Below are 20,288 nucleotides of genomic sequence, written 5' to 3'. Positions count from 1 at the left end.
GACCCTCGAGATTCAGGACCTCGCAAATAAGCGCCGAGAGCTAAAGGCGAGCACGGAGCATCTTAAGGCAATCCTGAGTGGTCTTCGCGGCCAAGAAGCCCCCGCCTCCGCCGGCCCTGCACCCTTCCCTCGCCCGACCCCCGCCGCAACCACGGTAGCCTCACAGTAGCCTCTCGGTAGCTTGCGGTAGGCTACAGAAGACTACGGTAGATTGAGGTAGGTTGGACGGTTGCGGTAGGTTGCCACAGCCACCGGGGAGCGCGCCCGCCCCGGGCGCTGTTCGGCGCGCCCTCGCGCTAAACCCGGATGTCGGACAGCCTAACCACAAGTCCAAGTTACACAGGAGTCTGCAACATGCGCCACAACCGTAACCTGCCGAGGATTCTCCCTCTCCCCTTCCGACTCGCCGCGCTGTCGCGCCGTCGCAGCGGGAGAGAGGGGTCCCCCTATGTATAGTCTTCTGTCCTCCCTCCTTGCGCCTCGCCTGCCTTTCCGCGCCCCCAAATTGCCCATTGGCAAGGGGACTTTTTCCGTGTTTCATTCCCGCTCGCGATGGGCATTGATGAGACCAATTCACTGATCGAACAGCGCAAGGCCAAACTGGCCTCGCTCCGCGCCAAGGGCATTGATCCGTTCCGGAACAAGTTCTCCCCCACCGAACAATGCGCCCAGGCCCGCGCCAATTACGCCGAAGGCCGGCAAGTCTCCGTCGCCGGGCGCGTCACAGCCCATCGGGACATGGGCAAAAGCATGTTCATCGATGTCCGTGACCAGAGTGGCCGGCTCCAAGTCTATGCTCAGAAGAACGTCCTCGGCGATGAGCAGTTTGATGTCTTTCGCCACCTCGATCTCGGCGATTTCATCGGCGCCACCGGGACTTTGTTTACCACCAAAACCGGCGAAATCTCCGTGCGATTGTCCTCCTTTTCGATCCTGGCCAAGGCCCTCCGCCCGCCCCCCGAGAAGTGGCATGGGCTGGCGGACACCGAAATCCGTTACCGCCGGCGTTACCTCGACCTGGTCTCCAACCCGGAGGTCAAAGAGGTCTTCTTGAAACGCAGCCAAATCATCCGCGAGATTCGCAATTTCCTCAACGAACGCGGCTATGTCGAGGTCGAGACGCCCATGATGCAGGCCATTCCCGGTGGGGCGGCGGCCCAGCCTTTCGTCACGCATCACAATGCGCTGGGATGCAACTTTTATCTGCGCATCGCCCTCGAGTTGTACCTCAAACGCCTGCTGGTGGGCGGCATCGACAAGGTGTTCGAGCTGGGGCGCAACTTCCGCAACGAGGGGCTCTCGCGCAAGCACAATCCCGAGTTTACAATGTTGGAGGCCTACCAGGCCTATGGAGATTATGAGAGCATGATGGAGTTGGTGCAGTCGCTGGTCTGTCAGGTGGCCCAGAAGGTGTTGGGCGCGTTGCGCATCGAGCATAAGGATGCCGAGGGCAACGTGACTCGAGCCATTGATCTCACACCGCCCTGGCGGCGCATCAAATACAAAGACCTCGTCCGTGAACGGGCGGGAGCGGATTGGTTTGAGAGTACTCCGTCCGAGCGGCGCGAGCGCGCCCTCAAGCTGGGAGCCGAGGTCGGCAAAGAATATGAAGATTTCGAGGTCACCCAGGCCGTCTTCGAGAAGCTCATCGAGCCGACCCTGATCCATCCCACCTTTGTCACTCACGCCCCCAAGGAATTGATCCCGCTGGCCAAACTCGCCCCCGAGGACCCAACCACCGTCGAGGTCTTCGAGTGCTGCATCAACGGCCAGGAAATCGCTCCCGCCTATACCGAACAGAACGACCCCATCGAACAGCGCGCGCGCCTGGAACACCAGGCCGGCGGCGAGCAGCAAAAAATGGATGAGGATTTTCTTGTCGCCCTCGAACATGGCATGCCCCCTGCCGGTGGCATGGGCATGGGAATCGACCGGCTTTGCATGATGCTCCTGGGACAGGAAAGCATCCGCGACGTCATCCTGTTCCCGCAATTGAAACCCTCTCCTGCCCCGCGTCCATGACAACTGCCAACAAACCGTCCAACCCGCCTTCGGCCACCGCCAGCCCGCCCGCTCCATCGGATTTCATCCGCGACATCGTCGAGGCCCACGTAAAGGAAGGCAAATATCCCCAAATCCACACCCGTTTCCCCCCCGAACCAAACGGTTATCTGCACATCGGTCATGCCAAATCCATTTGCCTCAACTTCGGCATCGCTCGCGAGTTTGGCGGCATTTGCAACCTGCGCATGGACGACACCAATCCCGCCAAGGAAGAGGTGGAGTATGTGGATTCCATTACGGCGGACGTGAAGTGGCTGATTGAGGATTGGGCTGACGACCGGCTGGGACTCAAGGCTCAAGGCGCAGCCCTCAAAACCCAAGCCCTCAATGGCAAGACTGATTTTTATCTCCCGCCCCTCTACCCGTCCGCCCTCAAACAAGCGTCCGCCTGCGAGCCCTTTTACGCCTCCGATTATTTCCCGCAGATTTATGAATACGCCCTCCAGCTCATTCGCAAGGGCGTTGCGTATGTCGATGATTTATCCGCTGAAGACACCGACAAATACCGCGGCGCGCCAGACCGCCCAGGACAGGAAAGCCCCTTCCGCAATCGTTCGGTCGAGGAAAACCTCGATCTGTTCGTGCGGATGAAAAACGGGGAGTTCCCCGACGGCGCCCGGACCTTGCGCGCCCGCATCGACATGGCCTCGCCCAACATCTGGCTGCGCGACCCGGTTCTTTACCGCATTCGCCACGCCGAACACCACCACACAGGCAATCAATGGTGCATCTACCCCATGTACGACTTTGCGCATTGCCTGAGTGATTACATCGAAGGCATCACTCACAGCATCTGCACGCTTGAATTCGAGGTCCATCGCCCTCTCTATGATTGGATTCTCGAACATCTCGACCTGCCGCGGCCCCTGCCGCGCCAATATGAATTCGCCAAGCTGATTCCCAGCTACACCATCGTTTCCAAGCGCAAGCTCATCCAGCTTGTCAATGAGAACGTCGTCACCGGTTGGGATGACCCGCGCATGCCCACCATTTCCGGGTTGCGGCGTCGTGGCATTCCGGCCAGCGCCCTCCGCCAGTTCGCTTACAATATCGGTGTCACCAAATACAGCAGCCAGACCGATATCGCCGTCTTCGAGCATGTCATTCGCGAAGACCTGAATCGCCGGGCCCTGCGGCGTTTGGCCGTCCTGCGCCCGCTCAAGGTGGTGATCACCAATTATCCTGCGGGGAAAATTGAGCAAGTCGCGGCGGTTAACAACCCCGAGGACGAGAACGCCGGGACACGCAATGTCCCCTTCAGCCGCGACCTCTTTATCGAGCGGGATGATTTCATGGAAACGCCCCCGCCCAAGTATTTCCGCCTGCGCCCGGGCGGCGAGGCGCGCCTCAAATACGCTTATATTATCAAGTGTGATGAAGTGATTAAGGATGCCGGCGGCAATATCACCGAGTTGCGCTGCACGGCGGACCTGGACAGCAAAACCGGCGGCCCGACCGCCTCGCGCAAGATAAAGGGCACCATCCATTGGGTGAGCGCCGCCCATGCGCTGGATGCGGAGACGCGCCTTTATGATCGACTTTTTACCGCCGCTGAACCGGATGCAGAAGGCGACTTTAAAAAGCATCTTAACCCGAATTCACTCGAAGTGGTGACCGCCAAATGCGAGCCCAGCCTCAAGGAAGCCCGACCCGAGTTGCGCTTTCAGTTCGAGCGCCTGGCTTATTTCGCGCTGGACCCCGACAGTGCGCCGGGCAAACCGGTGTTCAATCGGACGATCACCTTGAAAGACACCTGGGCAAAAGAGGCCAGAAAGCCTTTGTGAAGAAACTGTGAACAACTTGCAAAAAGAAGTGAACAAGTCTTTGTAGCTTTCCTCTCCGGCCTGCCTCCATAATCCGCATCGGTTAGTTGGACTCTCTGGCCGGTGGCGCCTCGAGAGCCGCAGTTTTCAGTTGGTCGAGACCGTGCCTGCGGGGCCGCCTTGTCTCTCCTGGCAGCCCGGTCTTCCTGGGTGCAACAGAAAAATGCAGAAGATTCGAGCCCACAGTTCACTATGAGAGTACTGCTTCGTGATGCCGGGACAGGTTTGTATTTCCGGGAACCCGCCCAATGGACCCCCGAGAAAGAACAGGCCCAAAGTTTTAAACACAGCGCCGAGGCGATGGACCTCGCGCGCGAACACCGCGTCCAACATGCCGAGATAGTTTTAGCCTTTGACGACCCACGCCTGACAGTCGCTTTGCCAGTCCCCTGAGAGCCTGCGCTTGCTCGCTGGAGATGTTCTCCGATCAGAACCTGAGTTTAACCGATTGCCTTTCCGTCACCCTTATACGGCGCGAGGGCATCGAGAACGGTTTTTGGCTTCGATCATCATTTCGCACTGGCAGGATTCGAGCTGTGGCCCCTGAGCATGAGTTTCAGCTCGAAGCGAGCCAATTAGTTGGATTGGAGCAGTAGTCGCGTGCTGCTGCCTTGCACTCGCACCCCTCCCTGTAACCAAAAGGAAGCCGGACCCGTCTTAATCTACTCTGGGCACGGGGGTGAAGTCGTGCTGGGCCTTCAAGGAGCCGGCCTGAATAAAGAGCCGGTAAACCTCCCCGGGCTGCAGCGGCTCCGGGGCCACCCCTTTGAATGCCGGGCGCATTCCCGGAATCCGCATGCCGTAGCTGAACTGCTTTATGGGGGCGGAGTTGGAATCCGACACGAGGTTCCAGATGGGCTGCGGGAACTTGTTTGTCTCGATGTCGCTCAGGGGAATGACCTTGAGCGAGGTGAGCTTCAGCTTGCGGTCGAACCCGAAAGTAATCGGTTCAACAGCAGCCGTGGCACGATTGTTGCCCCGCGCAAACCTTCCGCGCGCCGGACGCGAACGGTGGATGATTTGAATATTGTCTTTGGCAAACCAGTCTTTGTTCAGGTAGAGCGACAAGCTGCCGAACACCACGGCGGCGGCTATCAGGGTCCAAACTTTCGGCGTCATATAGTAAAGGGTTGACGCCAAAACAGTCAAAATATTCGACTTGGCATGCGACTAGCCAATTAGAGCGGGCAGCGTCAGTGATAAACATGCGAACGAATGTATGAAAAAGAATCGATCTTATCCAACGGCCCGTCTCACGCGAAGCATCCCAGGCGATTGGCAATTCCCGCCGGGCGCCCCTCGCGCTGCTTTTACTCTCATCGAGTTATTGGTCGTTATTGCCATTATAGCTATCCTGGCCAGCATGCTCCTGCCAGGGTTGGCCCGGGCCAAAGAATCGGCCAATCGCATTAAATGCGTGAACAACCTCAAACAGCTCACTTTGGCACTGAAGCTCTACGCGGATGATTTTAACGACTACTATCCGCCCCGCACCAATGCTTACCGGTGGCCGACGCTCCTGGTGGATTATTACCGCACCACAAACCTGCTGGTCTGCCCCACCGACGCCTCGCGTGGCGTCCCATTAACGATGCTGGGCTCCCCGACCCCGCAGGACCGCGCCCCTCGAAGCTATTTGATCAATGGATGGAACGATTACCTCACCAATGACCTGGTCGTGCCTGCGGCTATGAAAGAAACAGCCGTTGTGATGCCCTCGATCACAGTCGTTTTTGGCGAGAAAAAAAACTTGCCCAACGAGACCCCTCCGGTCGCCCTGGACTATTATATGGATTTGCTTGAGGGCGATGGAAATGACTTTGACCGCGTCGAACACGGCTGTCACTCAGCCAATCGTATTCCCAAGGTCAAGGCCGGCGGCTCCAATTTTGCTTTCGTCGATGGCAGCGCGCATTTCATCAAATATGGCGGCTCGGTATGGCCGGAAAACCTATGGGCCGTTCGTGAAGCCGACCGCCTCCGCTACGCGTTCCAGCCATACTAATTATCGACCACATAAAAAGAGCGGCTCCGGTTAAGGAGTCGCTCCGACTTCAGGATCCTCCCACCTATGAAAAGAGGGCTGAAGCAACATAGTAACCTGCGCCATAAACTGGTTTTATGCCAGTAGGTTATTGACCTGATGCAAGGGACAGGGAATGAAGCAATTCTCGACAAGAAGACCAGTTTTTTTCTTTAATTCCGATGGACTCGCCACGTAAACCTCAGTAAGTGAGTCACATAGATAGGAGTCGGCAACAAATGTGCCACAATCGGCGCATCCTTGGCAAGGTTGGCAAGGCCTTCCACTTACGCTATAGTCCCAATTACTTAGATTTGGAAAACACGATGAACGCGTGCGACTTGCTCCACAATCCGGTCTGGCGGCCTGACCAATTGGGCCAGTCCATCCCGGCTTCGCCGCACGCGGTCTCGGTCGCTCTGCCGCGCTGGCGCGATGTGGTTGGCTACGAAGAGAAGAGCGCTGAGGTCATGGGTCGGCTGTCCAGCGGCTATCCGCGATTTGTGATTCATCCCCTGGTGCTCGAACTGGGCCGGCAACTGGGCCACGGCCAGCCTTGTCTGCCGTTTCCATCGGCCCGAGCGGCGGAGTTGGCGGCTGCGTTCGCCCGCGATGCCGGCGCCGAGGCCCGTGTGGTCTCCAGCCAAGGCTTATACGGCGTGTGTGCCGAAGCCGCCGGCCATACAGCCTTGCGCGTCTTCTGGCAGCACACTGGCCTCATCGTTTCCAGCCGCGAGGCCGAGGCGCGGCTGGGCGGCAGAAATGGCCAAGCCGACTACGAACCTGCCCGCGCCTCGCTACGGCGGCAACTGGCCGGCTTTTACGATTGCAGCGAGGACGACGTCTTTCTAGCCCCAAGCGGCATGGCCTCCATGTTCGCGGCCTTGCTAGCCGTCCTCGAGCGGGCGCCCGGCCTGCCGACCGCGCAATTGGGCTTTCCTTATGTCGATAGTCTGAAACTGCAGCAGAAATTCGGGCACCGCGGCATCCTGCTTCAGCACTTAGAGGGTATCGAAACACAATTGGGAAACTTGCTCGAACGAGAATGTCTCTCCGGTTGTTTCTGCGAAATCCCGGGCAATCCGTTGCTGGGTAGCGCTGATTTGCGCCAGGTCGCCCCGCTCTTAAGGGCACACCGCGTGCCACTGATAGTGGATGACGTTGTCGCAACACCCATGAACATCGATCTGAGCCCCCACGCCGATTTGATTGCGACCAGCCTGACCAAATTCATCGTTGGCACCGGCGATGCCATGGGCGGCGCGCTCATCTGCAATCCCCGCTCGCCCCTCTACCCCGAACTCAAGCAGATTGTGCGCACCCGCCATGAGGAACTGCTTTGGGGCCAGGATGCCATTGTCCTGGACCAACAGGCGCGCGGCTTCCCGGAACGGATGCGGCGGCACAACGAGAATGGCCTGCTGTTGGCCGAGCGTTTGCGGCGCCATCCTGCGGTCGAACGGGTGTGGTACCCCAAATGGGAATTCAACGACGCTTACGAAGCCGTCCGCCGCAAGGACGGCGGCTGGGGCGCTCTCCTGACCTTTTTGCCCAAAGACGCCCAGACCACTTCATCGGCAATTTACGACCGCCTCGCTTTCTGCAAAGGCCCAAGCCTGGGAACCATTTTTACCCTGGCTTGCCCGTTCACACTGCTGGCGCATTACACCGAATTGGATTGGGCCGAGGCCTGTGGTGTCTCCCGTTACCTGATCCGAATTTCTGTTGGCTTGGAGGACCCGGAGGAAATATGGAAACGTCTCGCGCATGCTTTAGAGGGCGACACTACATCATGATGCTTCGGTATGCGCACCGCCAGAATTGGAAGCGGTTGAATGAACCGGCAGACCCATTGCCCTTCAAGGTGAAGTTCTCTTGGCAACTGCATCACGGCTCAGGCAGTTGTAGCGATCGTCGGCCAGGCATTGTATTGGGCGGGGAGCATTTGGGGCGGGGGCAGTGGCAACGGCCCTGGCAATTTGGGGGGAGGCGTTCCGTAAGGTCGGGTTTGGCTATCTGGCGGGTTGGAGTTTCACCAACTCGGCGCCATGGCCTGCAACTGTGAGTTCAAATTCATCCTCGTACTCCCCGAGGTCCTTCTGCCGCCACAAATCGCGCACGGCCATCTTGCCGGAGATGCCGAGGTCGGCCCACCGGACCTTCACGACAGTGGGGGCCGAGTCGAGGTTGAATAGCCCGACGGCTTTTCCCCCGCTTTCAAGGGCTTTTGCGTACGCAAGCGTGTCGCCCTCGCTGGCGATGCAGTGGGCCTGGTTGCCGAGGGCGTCCTGATCCACGGCCAGGACCTCGTCATTGCTCAGCAGGTTGAGCGTGAAGGCATCGAGTTTCTCGAGGTCGCAGCCCAGCAGGAGTGGCGCGGCCAAGAGGCACCACAGGGTGATATGCGTGTATTGCTCGTCGGGGGTAAGGCGGGTCGGATGGGGGCTGCCCCAGCCGACTTGCCCCACGACCAGCATGTCCGGATCATTCCAATGCCCCGGATGGGCGAAGGGTTCCCACTTATCTTCGCCGAACCCCTTTTTGCTCATCGAAACCCATGTATCGCGGATGTCGCCTGTGGTTCGCCAGCAATTGGCGATTTTCGAAAGAGCCGGCGCGTTCGTGAAGGGGGTGCTGTTGGACAAGCTCAGAACGATGTCCTGCCCGCTCTGACGGAGCGCGTCATACATCTCCTGGGTCTCCGGCGGCTCGTTCGGGTTCCAATCGTATTTGAGGTAATCGATCCCCCAGGCCGCCCATTGTTTGGCATCGTTCCGGGCGAAGGAGTATTTTCCGATGGCCCATGGCAGTCGCTTCTTATTTACGTTGCCTCGTTTGGGGACGGTTGGTTTGGCCCAGGTTCCCTCGGGATTCTGGGCGCTGCCGCCGATGTGATCCGCATAAGAGGTGGTCCAGGGCGTCGAATAGATGCCCGTCTTAAGGCCCAAGTGGTGAATGGCGTCGCACAGACCCTTCAGGTCCGGAAACTTCTCGTTGCCTTGAATGGCGTTGAAGGGACCGCCGCGCCGGCCTTGCCAAGCATCATCGATATTGATGTAGCTCCAGCCGTGGTCGATCAACCCACAAGCCGCCATCGCGCGCGCGCTGCGAAGCACCTTGTCGGCATCCACCCTGCTGCCCCAGCAGTTCCAACTGTTCCAGCCCATCGGCGGCGTCAGGGCAATCGTCTCGCCTATGACGATGCGGAACTTGCGCTCGGTGGCGCCTCGCTCATTCTTTACGCGCAAAAGAAGATCATACTGATCCGGTTTTTCCAAGCGCCCTGCTATCTCGCCGGTTACGGCATTGAGCTGCAAGCCCGGCGGGAGCCCTTCGGCAGAAAACTCCATCGGACGCTCGCCCGTGACGGGAATGGTGTACATGAAGGGCGAGCCGGGCCGGGCACCGAAAACCGACGGCCCATTTATGCGGGGCGAAAGCGGCGCCTTTGGCGTGCGGATTTCAGGTTCCGGTTCCAGACGGTCCGGCTTCATTGACGCACTGGCTTGTTGGATTTGCTGGGTGAAGCTCAACCAGATGAGCGGTTGGGTAATGGCGATATTGCGCCGCACCTCGGGGTCTGCGGGGTCAGGCGGCAGCTTTTCCCAGAGATGGAGGTATTGGGGCTGGTCCAGAGCCAGGCCGGCAAACACCAGGCAGGGTTGGCGCGCGGGCCAGGCCTCCCAGGCCTGGACATCCGGTTTATGCGGCCATTTGGCTTTGTCGGCCAGGTACGGGTAAAGGAACGCCATGGCAGCGCGTATCCCGCGCCCGTCTGGGAGCGAAAAGGTCCAGAGGTTGTCAGCGGGTGTGGACAACACCTGGCAGAGAGTGGCTATATTATCGAGCTGGAAAATGGAGTAGCCATACGGCTTGGTCCGGCGCAGTTCGGCTGGAAAACTCCCGTCGGTGGCCATTTGCATGGGGATAAAGACCTGCTTAAATTGGCGGCGGTATTGATCCAGGAGGGCCTCGTTGCCGGTGAATCGCGCGAACACCGCAAGCTGAAGGTAAAAAGCCACCGAATGATTGTTTCGGGCGGCGGCCTCCTGCTGGCCATTGGCACTCGAGAGCATCCAATCGGAGTAATCGCGAAACCATTTTTGAAGCCCGGCCAGCACGCCGGATGGGAAGGCGGGCGAGTGTTGAAGGATGGCCACCGCGACCGGCACCTCGACCAGGTGCAGGGTATCAATGATTCCTGTGCCACGCCCCGCCGTGCGGCCTGGTATTGCCTGCGAATAGTTCAGGCTCGGCTTCATGCGTGTTGCAGGGTCGAGAAAGAAGACCCGCAGCAGCTCGGCGGCCTTTTGCGCATATCGCTCCTCGTGAGTGATTTCATACGCCGCCCCCAGCACGGCGATGGCCTCGCTCAGTTGAGTGAGGCAACGGCGGTGTTCGTTGAAATTGTTTGGATTGGATTGGCCGTCCCGCTGAACATAAGGCAAACCGTCCGGCTTGCCGGGGTCGGGCCACCAATAATCGCCATTCGAGTAGAAATCATTCGGCCCACCTTGGCTCAGAGGCGCGCGGAATTGGGTAATTGTCAGCGGGGCTGACATCATTGCTTTGGCGGCTGCTGTGAGAATCCGTTCCTGATCGATGCGGGCCACATCCAGCGTGAGGTTTGTTCCGGCAGCCAATGGCGGCCCGGCCCAAGCCATAAAGAGGCCAAGACCAGCGGCCCAAAGCCATGCACGGCGCGATAGTGGAGTTGTTGCCATAAAAATTTAGTTCCAACCGAATCTTACAAAACCCCGAGCCCCGCCGCTATCGAACATTCGTTGAGGCTCAACACTGAATGGGCTGTTTCCAAACCGTCCTGCTGCCTTCGCTAATCCGGCCCCATCGAACAAATGTTCAATGTTCATTTGTTGATGGGTATTGGTAGGGTGGCTAATGGTAGATGAACCGTTGAAACCGCACCCTATGAAAATCACCCCACTCCAATTCCTGACGATGTTCGCAGCAGCGTTCTTCACCAGCGGTATAGCATCAGCGGGGACCTATTCCTGGACCGGCGCCAGCGGCACGGACCTGTTGTGGGCCACCCCGGGTAACTGGGACCCCGCAGGCCCTCCCACTCTCACCGATAGCGCCATCTTTAATGATGAGGGCGCAACAAACAGCTCCGGGGCTGATGCAGCCGACAATGTGGTGGGAGCCGATTTTTCCATCGCGGCTCTTGCCTACAGCCAGACCAACGGCTTTCACAACACCTTTCTCGCGTCCGGCGTCACGTTGGTCGTTTCGAACAGCGCAGCAGGCAACGTGCTGCTGGCCGGCACCGAAACGGACAACGGTTCGAGTCAGCGCGAGACCAATACCGTCTCAGGCAGCGGCGCGCTGGTCCTGAACAATCCCAGCGCCAATGTCCTTGTGCGCCAGGGAAGCGCTGCGGGCAATGGCGCAAAATCCACCCTCGACTTGAGCGGCCTGGACACCTTTACCGCAATGCTTGGGCGTCTCCTGGTCGGAACTGCGAACAGCAGCCCATCCATCAATCGCTCGACGGGGATGCTTTTGCTGGCCAAGACCAACACCATTACAGCCCGTTCGTCCACCGTCGCCGCGATTGATGTCGGCCATAGTTCCAGCAATAACGGCGGGGGCAGCCTCTGGTACCTGGGCCAGACCAACGCGATTTTCGCCGCCAGCATTGCGACGGGCAGCGAGAAGGAAACCGGCAGCTCGATCCTGTTTAATCCCGCGTTCACCAGTCCGGTGGCCTATTTCCGCGCTGCCGATGGAGTCAGTCGCGTCAATATCTGGTCCATGGGCGATGGCGGGGCCAATAGCGGAACGACCACCTGCCGCGGCACGGATGATTTTACCGGTGGATACGTCGATGCCCAAGTCAATACGATAGTCGTAGGCCGGGCCTCGACCGCGGGCACCGGGGCCAACACGAGCACCGGGATACTCACGTTCGATGCCGGCGTTGTTGATGTGAACACCCTCCAGGCCGGCCTCCAGACCTCGGCCAATAACAAGAGCGGCAACGGCACCGTCAACGTGAATGGCACCGGCACGCTCCTGGTCAACGCCACTCTCGAGCTCGGCCACACGACCGGCGGCAACGGCGCAGCCAGCACCTCGGGCACACTCAATATCAACGGGGGGACAGTGATTGCCAACGTCATTACCAATGCCGGGGCGGGCACAACCGCGATCAATCTGAGCGACGGCAAGCTGGTGGTCACCAATTACGGCGGCAGCGTCGGCACAACTGTGTCGCCGATTGGCGCCTTGGGCATTGGGGACTCGATTCTGACGTTGGCGGCTGCTGCGGGCACCCCCAGCGTTGTTGCGAACATTTTCTTTGTGAGCAGCATTACCAACAACACCATCAATATCGCTTCGATACCCATGGTAAGCGCTTACCCGGCTCAGTTTCCGCTCATCCAAGCTACCGCTCTGAATTCTGCGGACTTCGTCCTGGGGGCGCTTCCCGCCAGCTCGCCTAATTACCAAGGTTATATTTCCAATAACTTCGCCAATAGTTCAGTCGATCTGGTCCTGACCAATGGACCAACCCTTTCTTTCCAACTCGAATGGGCCGGCACCGCCAGTGACGTTTGGGACACCACCTCGCTCAACTGGCTGAAACTGGGCACACCCGTGGCCTTCAACAACGGCCAGCCGGTGCAGTTCGACGATTCAGCCACCGGACCGACAACGATTAATCTCTCGGCCACGTTGCTGCCGGGGGACCTCATCGTCAGCAACAGCTCCAAGACATATGCCTTTACCGGCCCGGGAAGCATCGCAGGCGGGACGGGCCTGACCAAAGCGGGGACCGGCACGTTGATCGTGGATAACAGCGCGGGGAACGCTTTTTCCGGCAGCATTACCATTGATAGCGGCGCAGTCCATGTCGGCAACAGCGATACGAATGGGACCTTGCCTTCCTCGGCCATTCTCGATAACGGCGAACTGGCATGGAATCGCGCAGACAGCGTGGTGGTGCCGAATGCCATCAGTGGCGCCGGTTCTTTTGTTCAAGAGGGAACCGGGTCCGTTGCGCTCACCGGCGCCGACACCTACACCGGGGCGACTCTCGCCAATGCCGGGCTGCTCCTGGTCAATACCACCCTTGCCGGGGGCGGAGTTCTTACCAATGCCCCCGGAGCGACCTTGGGCGGCAACGGAACTAACACTGGCCCGGTCACCGCTAGCGGTATCATTAATCCGGGCAACGGCCCCACTGCGGGCAGCTTTGGCGCAGGCGACCTTACTTTATACCCTGGGGCAGGATTGGCTTTTGATATGAACCCGGCCGACGCGACGCCGGGCAGCGGCATCAATGATATCATCGAAGTGGCAGGAAACCTGGCTCTCAACAACAACCAGGTAATGGTGAATTTCGAGGGGTTGCCGGCGATTGGCGTCCCTTATCGCCTAATGGATTACAGCGGCACAAGGACGGGGAGCTTTAATCCGGTTGTGGGCGGCACGCATTATACGGCGGCCCTGGACCTCAGCACGCCAAACCAGGTCAATGTCACTTTCTCGGGCTCGGGCGCCAACCTGAAATGGAACTCGACTTCGAGCGGTTCGTGGGACATCGGCGTGAGCGCTAATTGGCTAAACCTGGCGAATAGTTCCCCGGATGTCTTTTACTCGGGCGATACGGTGCTTTTTGATGATTCGGTGGCCGGTGTGGTTACCAACATCAACATCGGAGCCGGCGTCCTGATTGCGCCAACCGCTCTCACCAATATCTCCAGCGCAAATAACTTCACCATTACCGGGGCGGGGCAAATCATCGGAGGTGGCAGTATTGTGAAAGGAGGCACAAGCCTCTTGGCGCTGAATACGGCGAATCCTGCATTTACCGGGCCCATCGATGTGATGGCCGGCACGCTGCAGGTTGGTAGCGGCTCGGCGCTGGGCACCCCCGCCAACGGCGCCACCATCGAGACCGGAGCCGCTCTCGATGTGAATGGGCAAAACCTGGGGTCGAAGCCAATTACCGTTTCCGGAGCTGGAGTGGGTGGGTTGGGGGCAATAATCAACAGCGGTGCGCAGCAAATCAATGCCTTGAAGGTGGTTACCCTGGCAGGGGACACAACCTTCGGTGGCACAGGCCGATGGGATATCCGGGGCGGCTCCGCCTCAATTTCAACGGGGGGCCAGCCCTATAACATTATCAAAACGGGAACCAACCAGGTCTCGCTGGTGGCCGTCAACCCGATTGATGCTGCCCTCGGAAATATTGATATCCAGGAAGGAATCTTTGCCATCCAGACCACAACAACTCAGGTGGGGGACTCGACCAAAACCATTACCGTTCACACTAACGCGATACTGGATGTCTATAACCTGAGCGCCAGCACGGTCAATAAAGCCATCGTCTTGCTGGATGGCTCGACGATTTATAGCGAGAACGGCCATAGCACCATTGACGGCAACGTGACCCTCCAGAGCGGCACCGGCGCCATCAACGTGAATTCGGCCGGAACGGCGCCGGGGTTAATCATGAGCGGCGTGATTGGCGGCCCGGGCGGGTTGTTGAAGATCGGAAACGCTCAACTGGCATTGACCGGCTTGAGTTCATATACCGGACCGACCACTGTGAGCAACGGCTTTCTATACGTCGAGGGCTCTATTGGCGGCAGTGTTGCTGTTTAGGGAGGCACTCTGGCCGGCATGGGCGTGATTAATGCCCCCGTTACAATTTATCCCGGCGGCAGCTTGTCGCCGGCCGGAAACGGAACCAATGGCACACTGACCATTACCGGCGCCCTGACTTTGGGCGGGACCTGCCAGATGGATGTGGCAAAGTCCGGCGGCATCTTCACGGTTGATTTGATTACCGGTGTTACGACACTAACCTATGGCGGCACCCTTAGCCTGAACCTCACGGGCGATGCGCTCACAGCGGGTGACTCGTTCACCTTGTTCAATTTCAGCTCAGCAAACGCAGATTTCACCAATATCATCCCTGTTTCACCCGGTCCCGGCTTGGTGTGGGATACCAGCGGCCTTAACAAAAATGGCACTTTGAAAGTGGCTGTTCCCACAACGCCGCCCGACATCGGGAAAATCGTCATTTCCGGCTCGGGTGTAATCATCAGCGGCACCGGCGGCACTCCAGGCAACTCATACTATGTGTTGAGCACGACAAATGTTGCCTTGCCGCGCGCGGACTGGACGCCTGTCGCTACAAATGTTTTTGACTCAAACGGCAATTTTAATTTCACAAACGCAATCAATCGCGCGATTCCGGCCGAGTTCTACATGCTGCAACTGCCGTAGAGCCTGTGGCAGGGCCAATGACAAGGTCAGTTCCAAACCTTTGTAGGAGACGACGTAAGGAGCCTCTGATCAAGGTTGTCAACTGGCCGCCTTTGGTTCACCCCGAAGTTGCTGATCAGAGACTCCTTACGTCGTCACCTACACTAACGAATGGCGGCTTTTTGCTTCGACTCTGTCATTAGCACCGGCGCCCGTGGCCCCTTCGATTCCCTTGTCTTGCCGCTGCGATAAGAATTGATAAACTGGCTGCGTGCCCAACGCGCTTGGTTGCCGGGCTTTGAGGGTAATGCTGACAGGCGGGGTTTTGTCCCTAGCGATGTGCTCTATCCTTGGGGCCCCGAAATCCGCCTGGTTTGCCCGCTCGTGGCAATCTGAGGACGGCCTGCCAAACAATACCGTCATGGGCCTTGCACAAACACCCGACGGTTACCTTTGGTTAGGCACCCCCAGCGGCCTGGTCCGCTTCGACGGCGTTCGGTTCGAGGACTTTTCTCCAACGAATTTCGTGGCGCCTCCCAACCGGGGGACCTTGGCCATGCTGCTCGATAAGAAAGAAGGCTTGTGGCTGGCCATGGACCGGGGCGCGGTGGTGTGGCTGAACGGCCGTCAAACGCAGGCCTTCACTCGGGGCCTTCCCGAGGCTATCCCCAGTTCGACAGCACAGGACGCCGAAGGCGCGCTTTGGATCGGATACCACGGGGGTGCGGTGGCGCGCCTGCAAAACGGCGTCGTCACGAATCTCGGCCTCACCAACGGCTTGCCCGAAGGGACGGGAATTTGCGCCTTGGCCGCCGACAAAAAGGGACGCATCTGGTTTGCCAAATCGGGCCAGGTCGGGATGGTCTGTGGCTCGCAATTCCAAACCCTTCACCGCTTTGCTCCTGAGCCGGCGCGCCTGGCTGCTGCCCGCAGCGGAGGAGTGTGGCTCTGCGCGGGGGCGCGGTTGTTCCACATTCGTGAGGACGGTCAAGCGCAGGACTGCGGCGGGCTGACACCGGAAGTTGCCGGAACGACACCCAATGTTTTGATCGAGGACCATGCGGGCGCCGTGTGGATCGGCACCTCGTTCAGCGGTCTATTCCGCTACGATAAGACCGGTTTTGAATCTATCCGCACCACACACAAGGAAATCCTCGGCCTCACTGAAGATCGCGAAGGCAATCTTTGGGTGGGCACAGGCGGCGGCGGGCTTAACCGCATCCGGCGCCGGGCCGTCGAACTGCAGGGTTCGGAGGAAGGGTTGCCCTTCGCTGCGGTTCAATCGATTTGCCAGGATGCTCAGGGAACGATTTGGGCGGCCACAAAGAATGGCCTTTTGGCCCGACGCGTGGCCGGACAATGGCACGAGATGCGTGGCGGACAGAATGCGCCGACCGATGTGACCTGTGTGGCGGCTGACCCAAACGGGCCAGTATGGATTGGCACGCGACGGGGATTATTTTGCTGGCAGGATGATCATTTCGTTGAGTGGGGAGACCCAAAGGGTCTCCGAGGACAAACGCTGCATACGCTGGTGGTTAGTCATTCGGGCGATTTGTGGATTGGCGAGGAATCGCCACAAGCCATTCAACGCCTCCGCGCGGGCCAGTTTACTACGTTCGACATCCCACAGGACTGCAGGGTTGTCCGCGCGATGGTAGAAGATGCGGCGGGCACGGTTTGGGCAGGCACCTCCAAGGGGGTCCTGTTCCGGATTCGCGGAGATCAACTGGCCGTGGCGACGCCGCGGCCGCCGCAGGACCTGGCGTCGATTCGTTGTTTGTATGCAACCCCGGACGGCGCTTTGTGGATTGGCTATGCCGGCTGGGGCATCGGACGCTTGAAGGCGGGTCATTATGCGGAAATCAGCACCGAACAGGGGTTATTCGATAATTATATCTCTCACATTATTTCCGATGGGCACGGGTGGCTTTGGTTCGGCGCCGACCGTGGCATTTTCGCGGTGCGTCAGGATAGCTTGGAAGCCGTCGCTGAAGGCCGTTCGAGCCGGGTGCATTCGACACACTACGGGAGGGGCCAGGGGATGCTCAGCTTGCAGGGAAATTTTGGCGATTCACCTGATGTTCTGTGCAGTCAGGACGGTCATCTGTGGATTCCTATGCAGACTGCCCTGGCGATGGTGGACCCGAGTCAATTGGTCGAGCAAAGAGACCCGCCTCCGGTTTTGTTAGACCGAGTGGTCATCGATGGCCGGCTTGTTGCCGCCGATACCGGCGTACTGCCGCCTTTGGCCCCTGTGTCAGATTTGCGCAAAGCCGTGGCTCCGCTTCGCCTGGCGCCGGGGCACCGCCGGATTGAATTCGAATTTGCCGCTCTCGGGTTCACTGACCCGCAGAATATCCAGTTCCGCTACAGGCTGGGAGGACTCGATGAAGATTGGCGCGAGTCGGGCGTCACCCGCAGCGCGAGTTATTCACGCCTGCCTGCCGGGAAATACCGCTTCCAGGTGATTGCCTGCAACCCCTCTGGCGTTTGGCCCCAATCCGGGGCGAACCTGCAGCTTATCGTGGCCCCATTTCTCTGGCAGACCTGGTGGTTCCGAGTCGCCCTTTTGGCGGCCTTGAGTCTGATGCTGGTCGCCACAGTGCGCTACGTCTCGTTCCGCCGATTGCATGAACAACTGCGCCTGCTCGAACAACAAGCCGCCCTCCACAAGGAACGCGCCCGTATCGCCAAAGACATCCATGACGATTTGGGCGCCAACCTGACCCAGATCGCCCTGTTGGGCGAACTCGCCCAACAGGACCGCGCCGAGCCGGACAAATCGGCCGAACGAGTTGGCCGAATCTCGGCGACTGCCCGGCAGGCCATCCGGTCGTTGGATGAGATTGTCTGGGCCGTCAACCCGCGCAATGACACGCTGGCGCACTTGATAGATTATGCCGCCCAATTCGCGTTGGACTACCTGCGTCTGGCCGGTATCCGCTGCCGGTTGGAACTGCCTGAGCAGACCCCGGCGCGCCAGTTGTCCACCGACCTGCGCCACAACCTCTTTCTGGCGATCAAAGAGGCTCTTAACAATATCGTCAAACACGCTCAGGCCAACGAGGTCTGGTTCCGCGCGCGAGTCGGGGCCGAGGCGCTCGAAGTGAGCATCGAGGATAATGGCCGCGGGTTCGCAGGCGCGCCCGACGATGCGCTGGCGGATGGCCTGCGCAACATGCGCCAGCGCCTCGCCGACATAGGCGGGGAATGCCGTGTCCAGAGCCAACCCGGCGCCGGCACTGTCATCCTGCTGCGCTTGCCTTGGCCTGCGGATGGATAAAGCTCGATAAGCTCCAGCGTTGCGCAGTTACCCTTTCCTCATCGCATCTCTCTGCGACTCACGGTTCCATCAGCCCGCCCCTTTCCGCATGATCCCATGTTCAATATAATAGGCTGCGGACTGCACATATTTCTCCGCCATTCCCCGCAGGCTCGCCCGCTCCGACTCGCTCAAGGGCCGTACCACCTGCCCTGGCACGCCCAGCACGAGCGAGCCGGCAGGAATGCGCGCGCCCTGCGTAACGAGCGCCCGCGCCCCGATGATGCACTGCTCGCCGATAACCGCGCCGTCCAGGATGGTCGAGCCCATCCCAATGAGCGCTTCGTTGCCCACCGCGCACGCGTGCAGGATAGCGCTGTGGCCGACCGTGACGTAATCGCCCACAACGCAAGGGTAGTCGTCGGCGACGTGCATCACACAATTATCCTGGATGTTGGAATGATGGCCAATGACGATGCGATTGATGTCCCCGCGCAAGACGGCATTGTGCCAAACGCTCGAACCATCTCCAAGAGTGACATCGCCGCTGACAACCGCGCCGGTTGCGATAAACACGTTCTGTCCCAGGGTCGGGCGGCGGCGCAAGAAAGTGTCCAGTTGTTTATTAAGCTGTTCCATAAAGGTTTAGATTTTATTGGACGTGAAATGCGGGTACATTGATTTCGTAATGAACAAACCGACGCCATACCGGCCGCCGACTGTGCGCCAACCCTTGCCGCGCTCGTTCAAAGATTTCACGCCGGCCAAGCATTTCAATCCGCGCACCTTTTTTCATGAAATGGTCTGGAAGGCGTTGCTCACCCGGCGCACCGGCCAGCACAAGCGTCCGGCCTTCCCCAAGCTCAGCCGGGGCCAGGTGGCGTTGACCTGGATAGGCCACGCGTCATTCCTGGTGCAGTTCACGGATTTGAACATACTCATCGACCCCAATTTCGCCAATTGGCTCTTCCTGCTCAAGCGCATCAAACGTTCCGGGCTGCGCATCGAACATCTGCCCCCCATCGATGTGGTCCTGCTTACCCACGCTCATTTCGATCATTTCCACAAGCCCACCCTGCGGCGGTTGCCCCACCCCAAAATCGGCATCATGCCCTGGGGCGTCGGGGACCTGGCCTACAATCTGGGCTTTGGCCGGGTGGTCGAGCTGGACTGGTGGGAGAGTTTCTCGCATCGGGATTTGAAGGTGACCCTGACGCCCTCGAAACATTGGGGTGCGCGCGTGCTGCGGGATTGTTACCGGGGCTACGGCGGCTTTGTGCTCGAACACCAGGGCCGGCGCATTTATCACGCCGGCGACAGCGCCTATTTCGATGGCTTTAAAGACATCGGCAAAAATACCCGACCCGAGATCGCCTTGCTCCCGATTGGGGCTTATCACCCCGCTTCCTTCCGCCATCTGCACATGGGACCCGATGAAGCCATCCAAGTGTTCCGCGAATTGCGAGCCCGCTGGCTCATTCCGATGCATTACGGAAGTTTCCGCCTCAGCTTCGAAGATATTGACGAGCCGCCCCGCTGGCTGTGGCAATTGGCCCAGGAGCAGGGACTGACGAAAAAAGTCAAAATCCTCGAAGAAGGCGTGCCTCAGGTCTTTTGAGCCGGGCCCCGACGACCTCTCTCAAATGCACCCCCCCCTCACACCTCTGCGTCTTACCGTCTCTGCCTTGAACCCCTCCGCTCCCATCAGCGTTCATCAGCGTTCCCACCATCCCGGCCTTCCTCACCCCCAGCGACTGCGTCATGGGCCGTGAGGTGAGGCGGCTCTGATCAAAACGAATTCCTACGGAAAAGAATTCCCAAAAGAAAATGAAATAGATTGACTTTATTTGCCTCCTGTGCTAATCGTGCCTTA

12 protein-coding genes are annotated in these 20,288 nt (G+C 59.1%); 9 read left to right on the top strand and 3 right to left on the bottom strand.

Annotated features, from left to right (window positions below; all coding sequences use genetic code 11):
* Positions 1–552 precede the first annotated feature (552 nt).
* From lysS to VG146_16615, 3 genes are all read left to right on the top strand, one after another.
* On the top strand, positions 553–2,022 hold the full coding sequence (lysS, locus tag VG146_16625; GenBank protein HEV2393979.1) for a lysine--tRNA ligase: 1,470 nt from the start codon (positions 553–555) through the stop codon (positions 2,020–2,022).
* A complete protein-coding gene (locus VG146_16620; GenBank protein HEV2393978.1) occupies positions 2,019–3,848 on the top strand; it encodes a glutamine--tRNA ligase/YqeY domain fusion protein in 1,830 nt (609 codons plus the stop codon). Before lysS ends, VG146_16620 begins: the two co-directional genes overlap by 4 nt.
* 231 nt (positions 3,849–4,079) lie before the next feature.
* Entirely contained in the window at positions 4,080–4,280 is a 201-nt protein-coding gene (locus tag VG146_16615; protein ID HEV2393977.1) for a hypothetical protein, read from the top strand.
* Positions 4,281–4,544: 264 nt separating this feature from the next.
* Here VG146_16615 and VG146_16610 read toward each other — a convergent pair whose 3' ends face one another.
* On the bottom strand, positions 4,545–5,006 hold the full coding sequence (locus tag VG146_16610) for a hypothetical protein (GenBank protein HEV2393976.1): 462 nt from the start codon (positions 5,004–5,006) through the stop codon (positions 4,545–4,547).
* Positions 5,007–5,106: 100 nt separating this feature from the next.
* On the opposite strand from VG146_16610, the gene VG146_16605 reads away from it, so the two are divergent.
* Positions 5,107–5,892, top strand: a complete 786-nt coding sequence (locus VG146_16605) for a type II secretion system protein (protein HEV2393975.1) — start codon at positions 5,107–5,109, stop codon at positions 5,890–5,892.
* A 344-nt stretch (positions 5,893–6,236) separates the two neighbouring features.
* Positions 6,237–7,706 carry a PLP-dependent transferase gene (locus tag VG146_16600; GenBank protein ID HEV2393974.1) on the top strand — a complete coding sequence of 490 codons (1,470 nt, stop codon included), beginning with the start codon at positions 6,237–6,239 and terminating at the stop codon, positions 7,704–7,706.
* A 216-nt stretch (positions 7,707–7,922) separates the two neighbouring features.
* Here the strand turns inward: VG146_16600 and VG146_16595 are convergent, their stop codons facing one another.
* Positions 7,923–10,634, bottom strand: a complete 2,712-nt coding sequence (locus VG146_16595) for an alginate lyase family protein (protein ID HEV2393973.1) — start codon at positions 10,632–10,634, stop codon at positions 7,923–7,925.
* Positions 10,635–10,839: 205 nt separating this feature from the next.
* On the opposite strand from VG146_16595, the gene VG146_16590 reads away from it, so the two are divergent.
* The 3 genes from VG146_16590 (at position 10,840) to VG146_16580 (ending at position 18,436) form a co-directional block, all read left to right on the top strand.
* Positions 10,840–14,544: an autotransporter-associated beta strand repeat-containing protein gene (locus VG146_16590; GenBank protein HEV2393972.1), complete on the top strand. Its 3,705-nt coding sequence runs from the start codon at positions 10,840–10,842 to the stop codon at positions 14,542–14,544.
* An 18-nt stretch (positions 14,545–14,562) separates the two neighbouring features.
* Entirely contained in the window at positions 14,563–15,171 is a 609-nt protein-coding gene (locus tag VG146_16585; GenBank protein ID HEV2393971.1) for a hypothetical protein, read from the top strand.
* 286 nt (positions 15,172–15,457) lie between these two features.
* Positions 15,458–18,436, top strand: a complete 2,979-nt coding sequence (locus VG146_16580; protein HEV2393970.1) for a two-component regulator propeller domain-containing protein — start codon at positions 15,458–15,460, stop codon at positions 18,434–18,436.
* Between the two features lie 69 nt (positions 18,437–18,505).
* On the opposite strand, the gene VG146_16575 is transcribed toward VG146_16580, so the two are convergent.
* Complete coding sequence (locus tag VG146_16575; protein HEV2393969.1) at positions 18,506–19,054, bottom strand: gamma carbonic anhydrase family protein; 549 nt, start codon at positions 19,052–19,054, stop codon at positions 18,506–18,508.
* A 49-nt stretch (positions 19,055–19,103) separates the two neighbouring features.
* Between VG146_16575 and VG146_16570 the strand changes: the two genes are divergently transcribed.
* Complete coding sequence (locus VG146_16570; GenBank protein HEV2393968.1) at positions 19,104–20,033, top strand: MBL fold metallo-hydrolase; 930 nt, start codon at positions 19,104–19,106, stop codon at positions 20,031–20,033.
* The last annotated feature ends 255 nt before the right edge of the window (positions 20,034–20,288 follow it).

It is taken from the genome of Verrucomicrobiia bacterium, assembly GCA_035946615.1.
Taxonomy (GTDB): domain Bacteria; phylum Verrucomicrobiota; class Verrucomicrobiia; order Limisphaerales; family UBA8199; genus DASYZB01.
The sequence above is the reverse complement of the archived record's forward strand: the minus strand, read 5'-3'. Positions and strand labels throughout refer to the sequence as shown.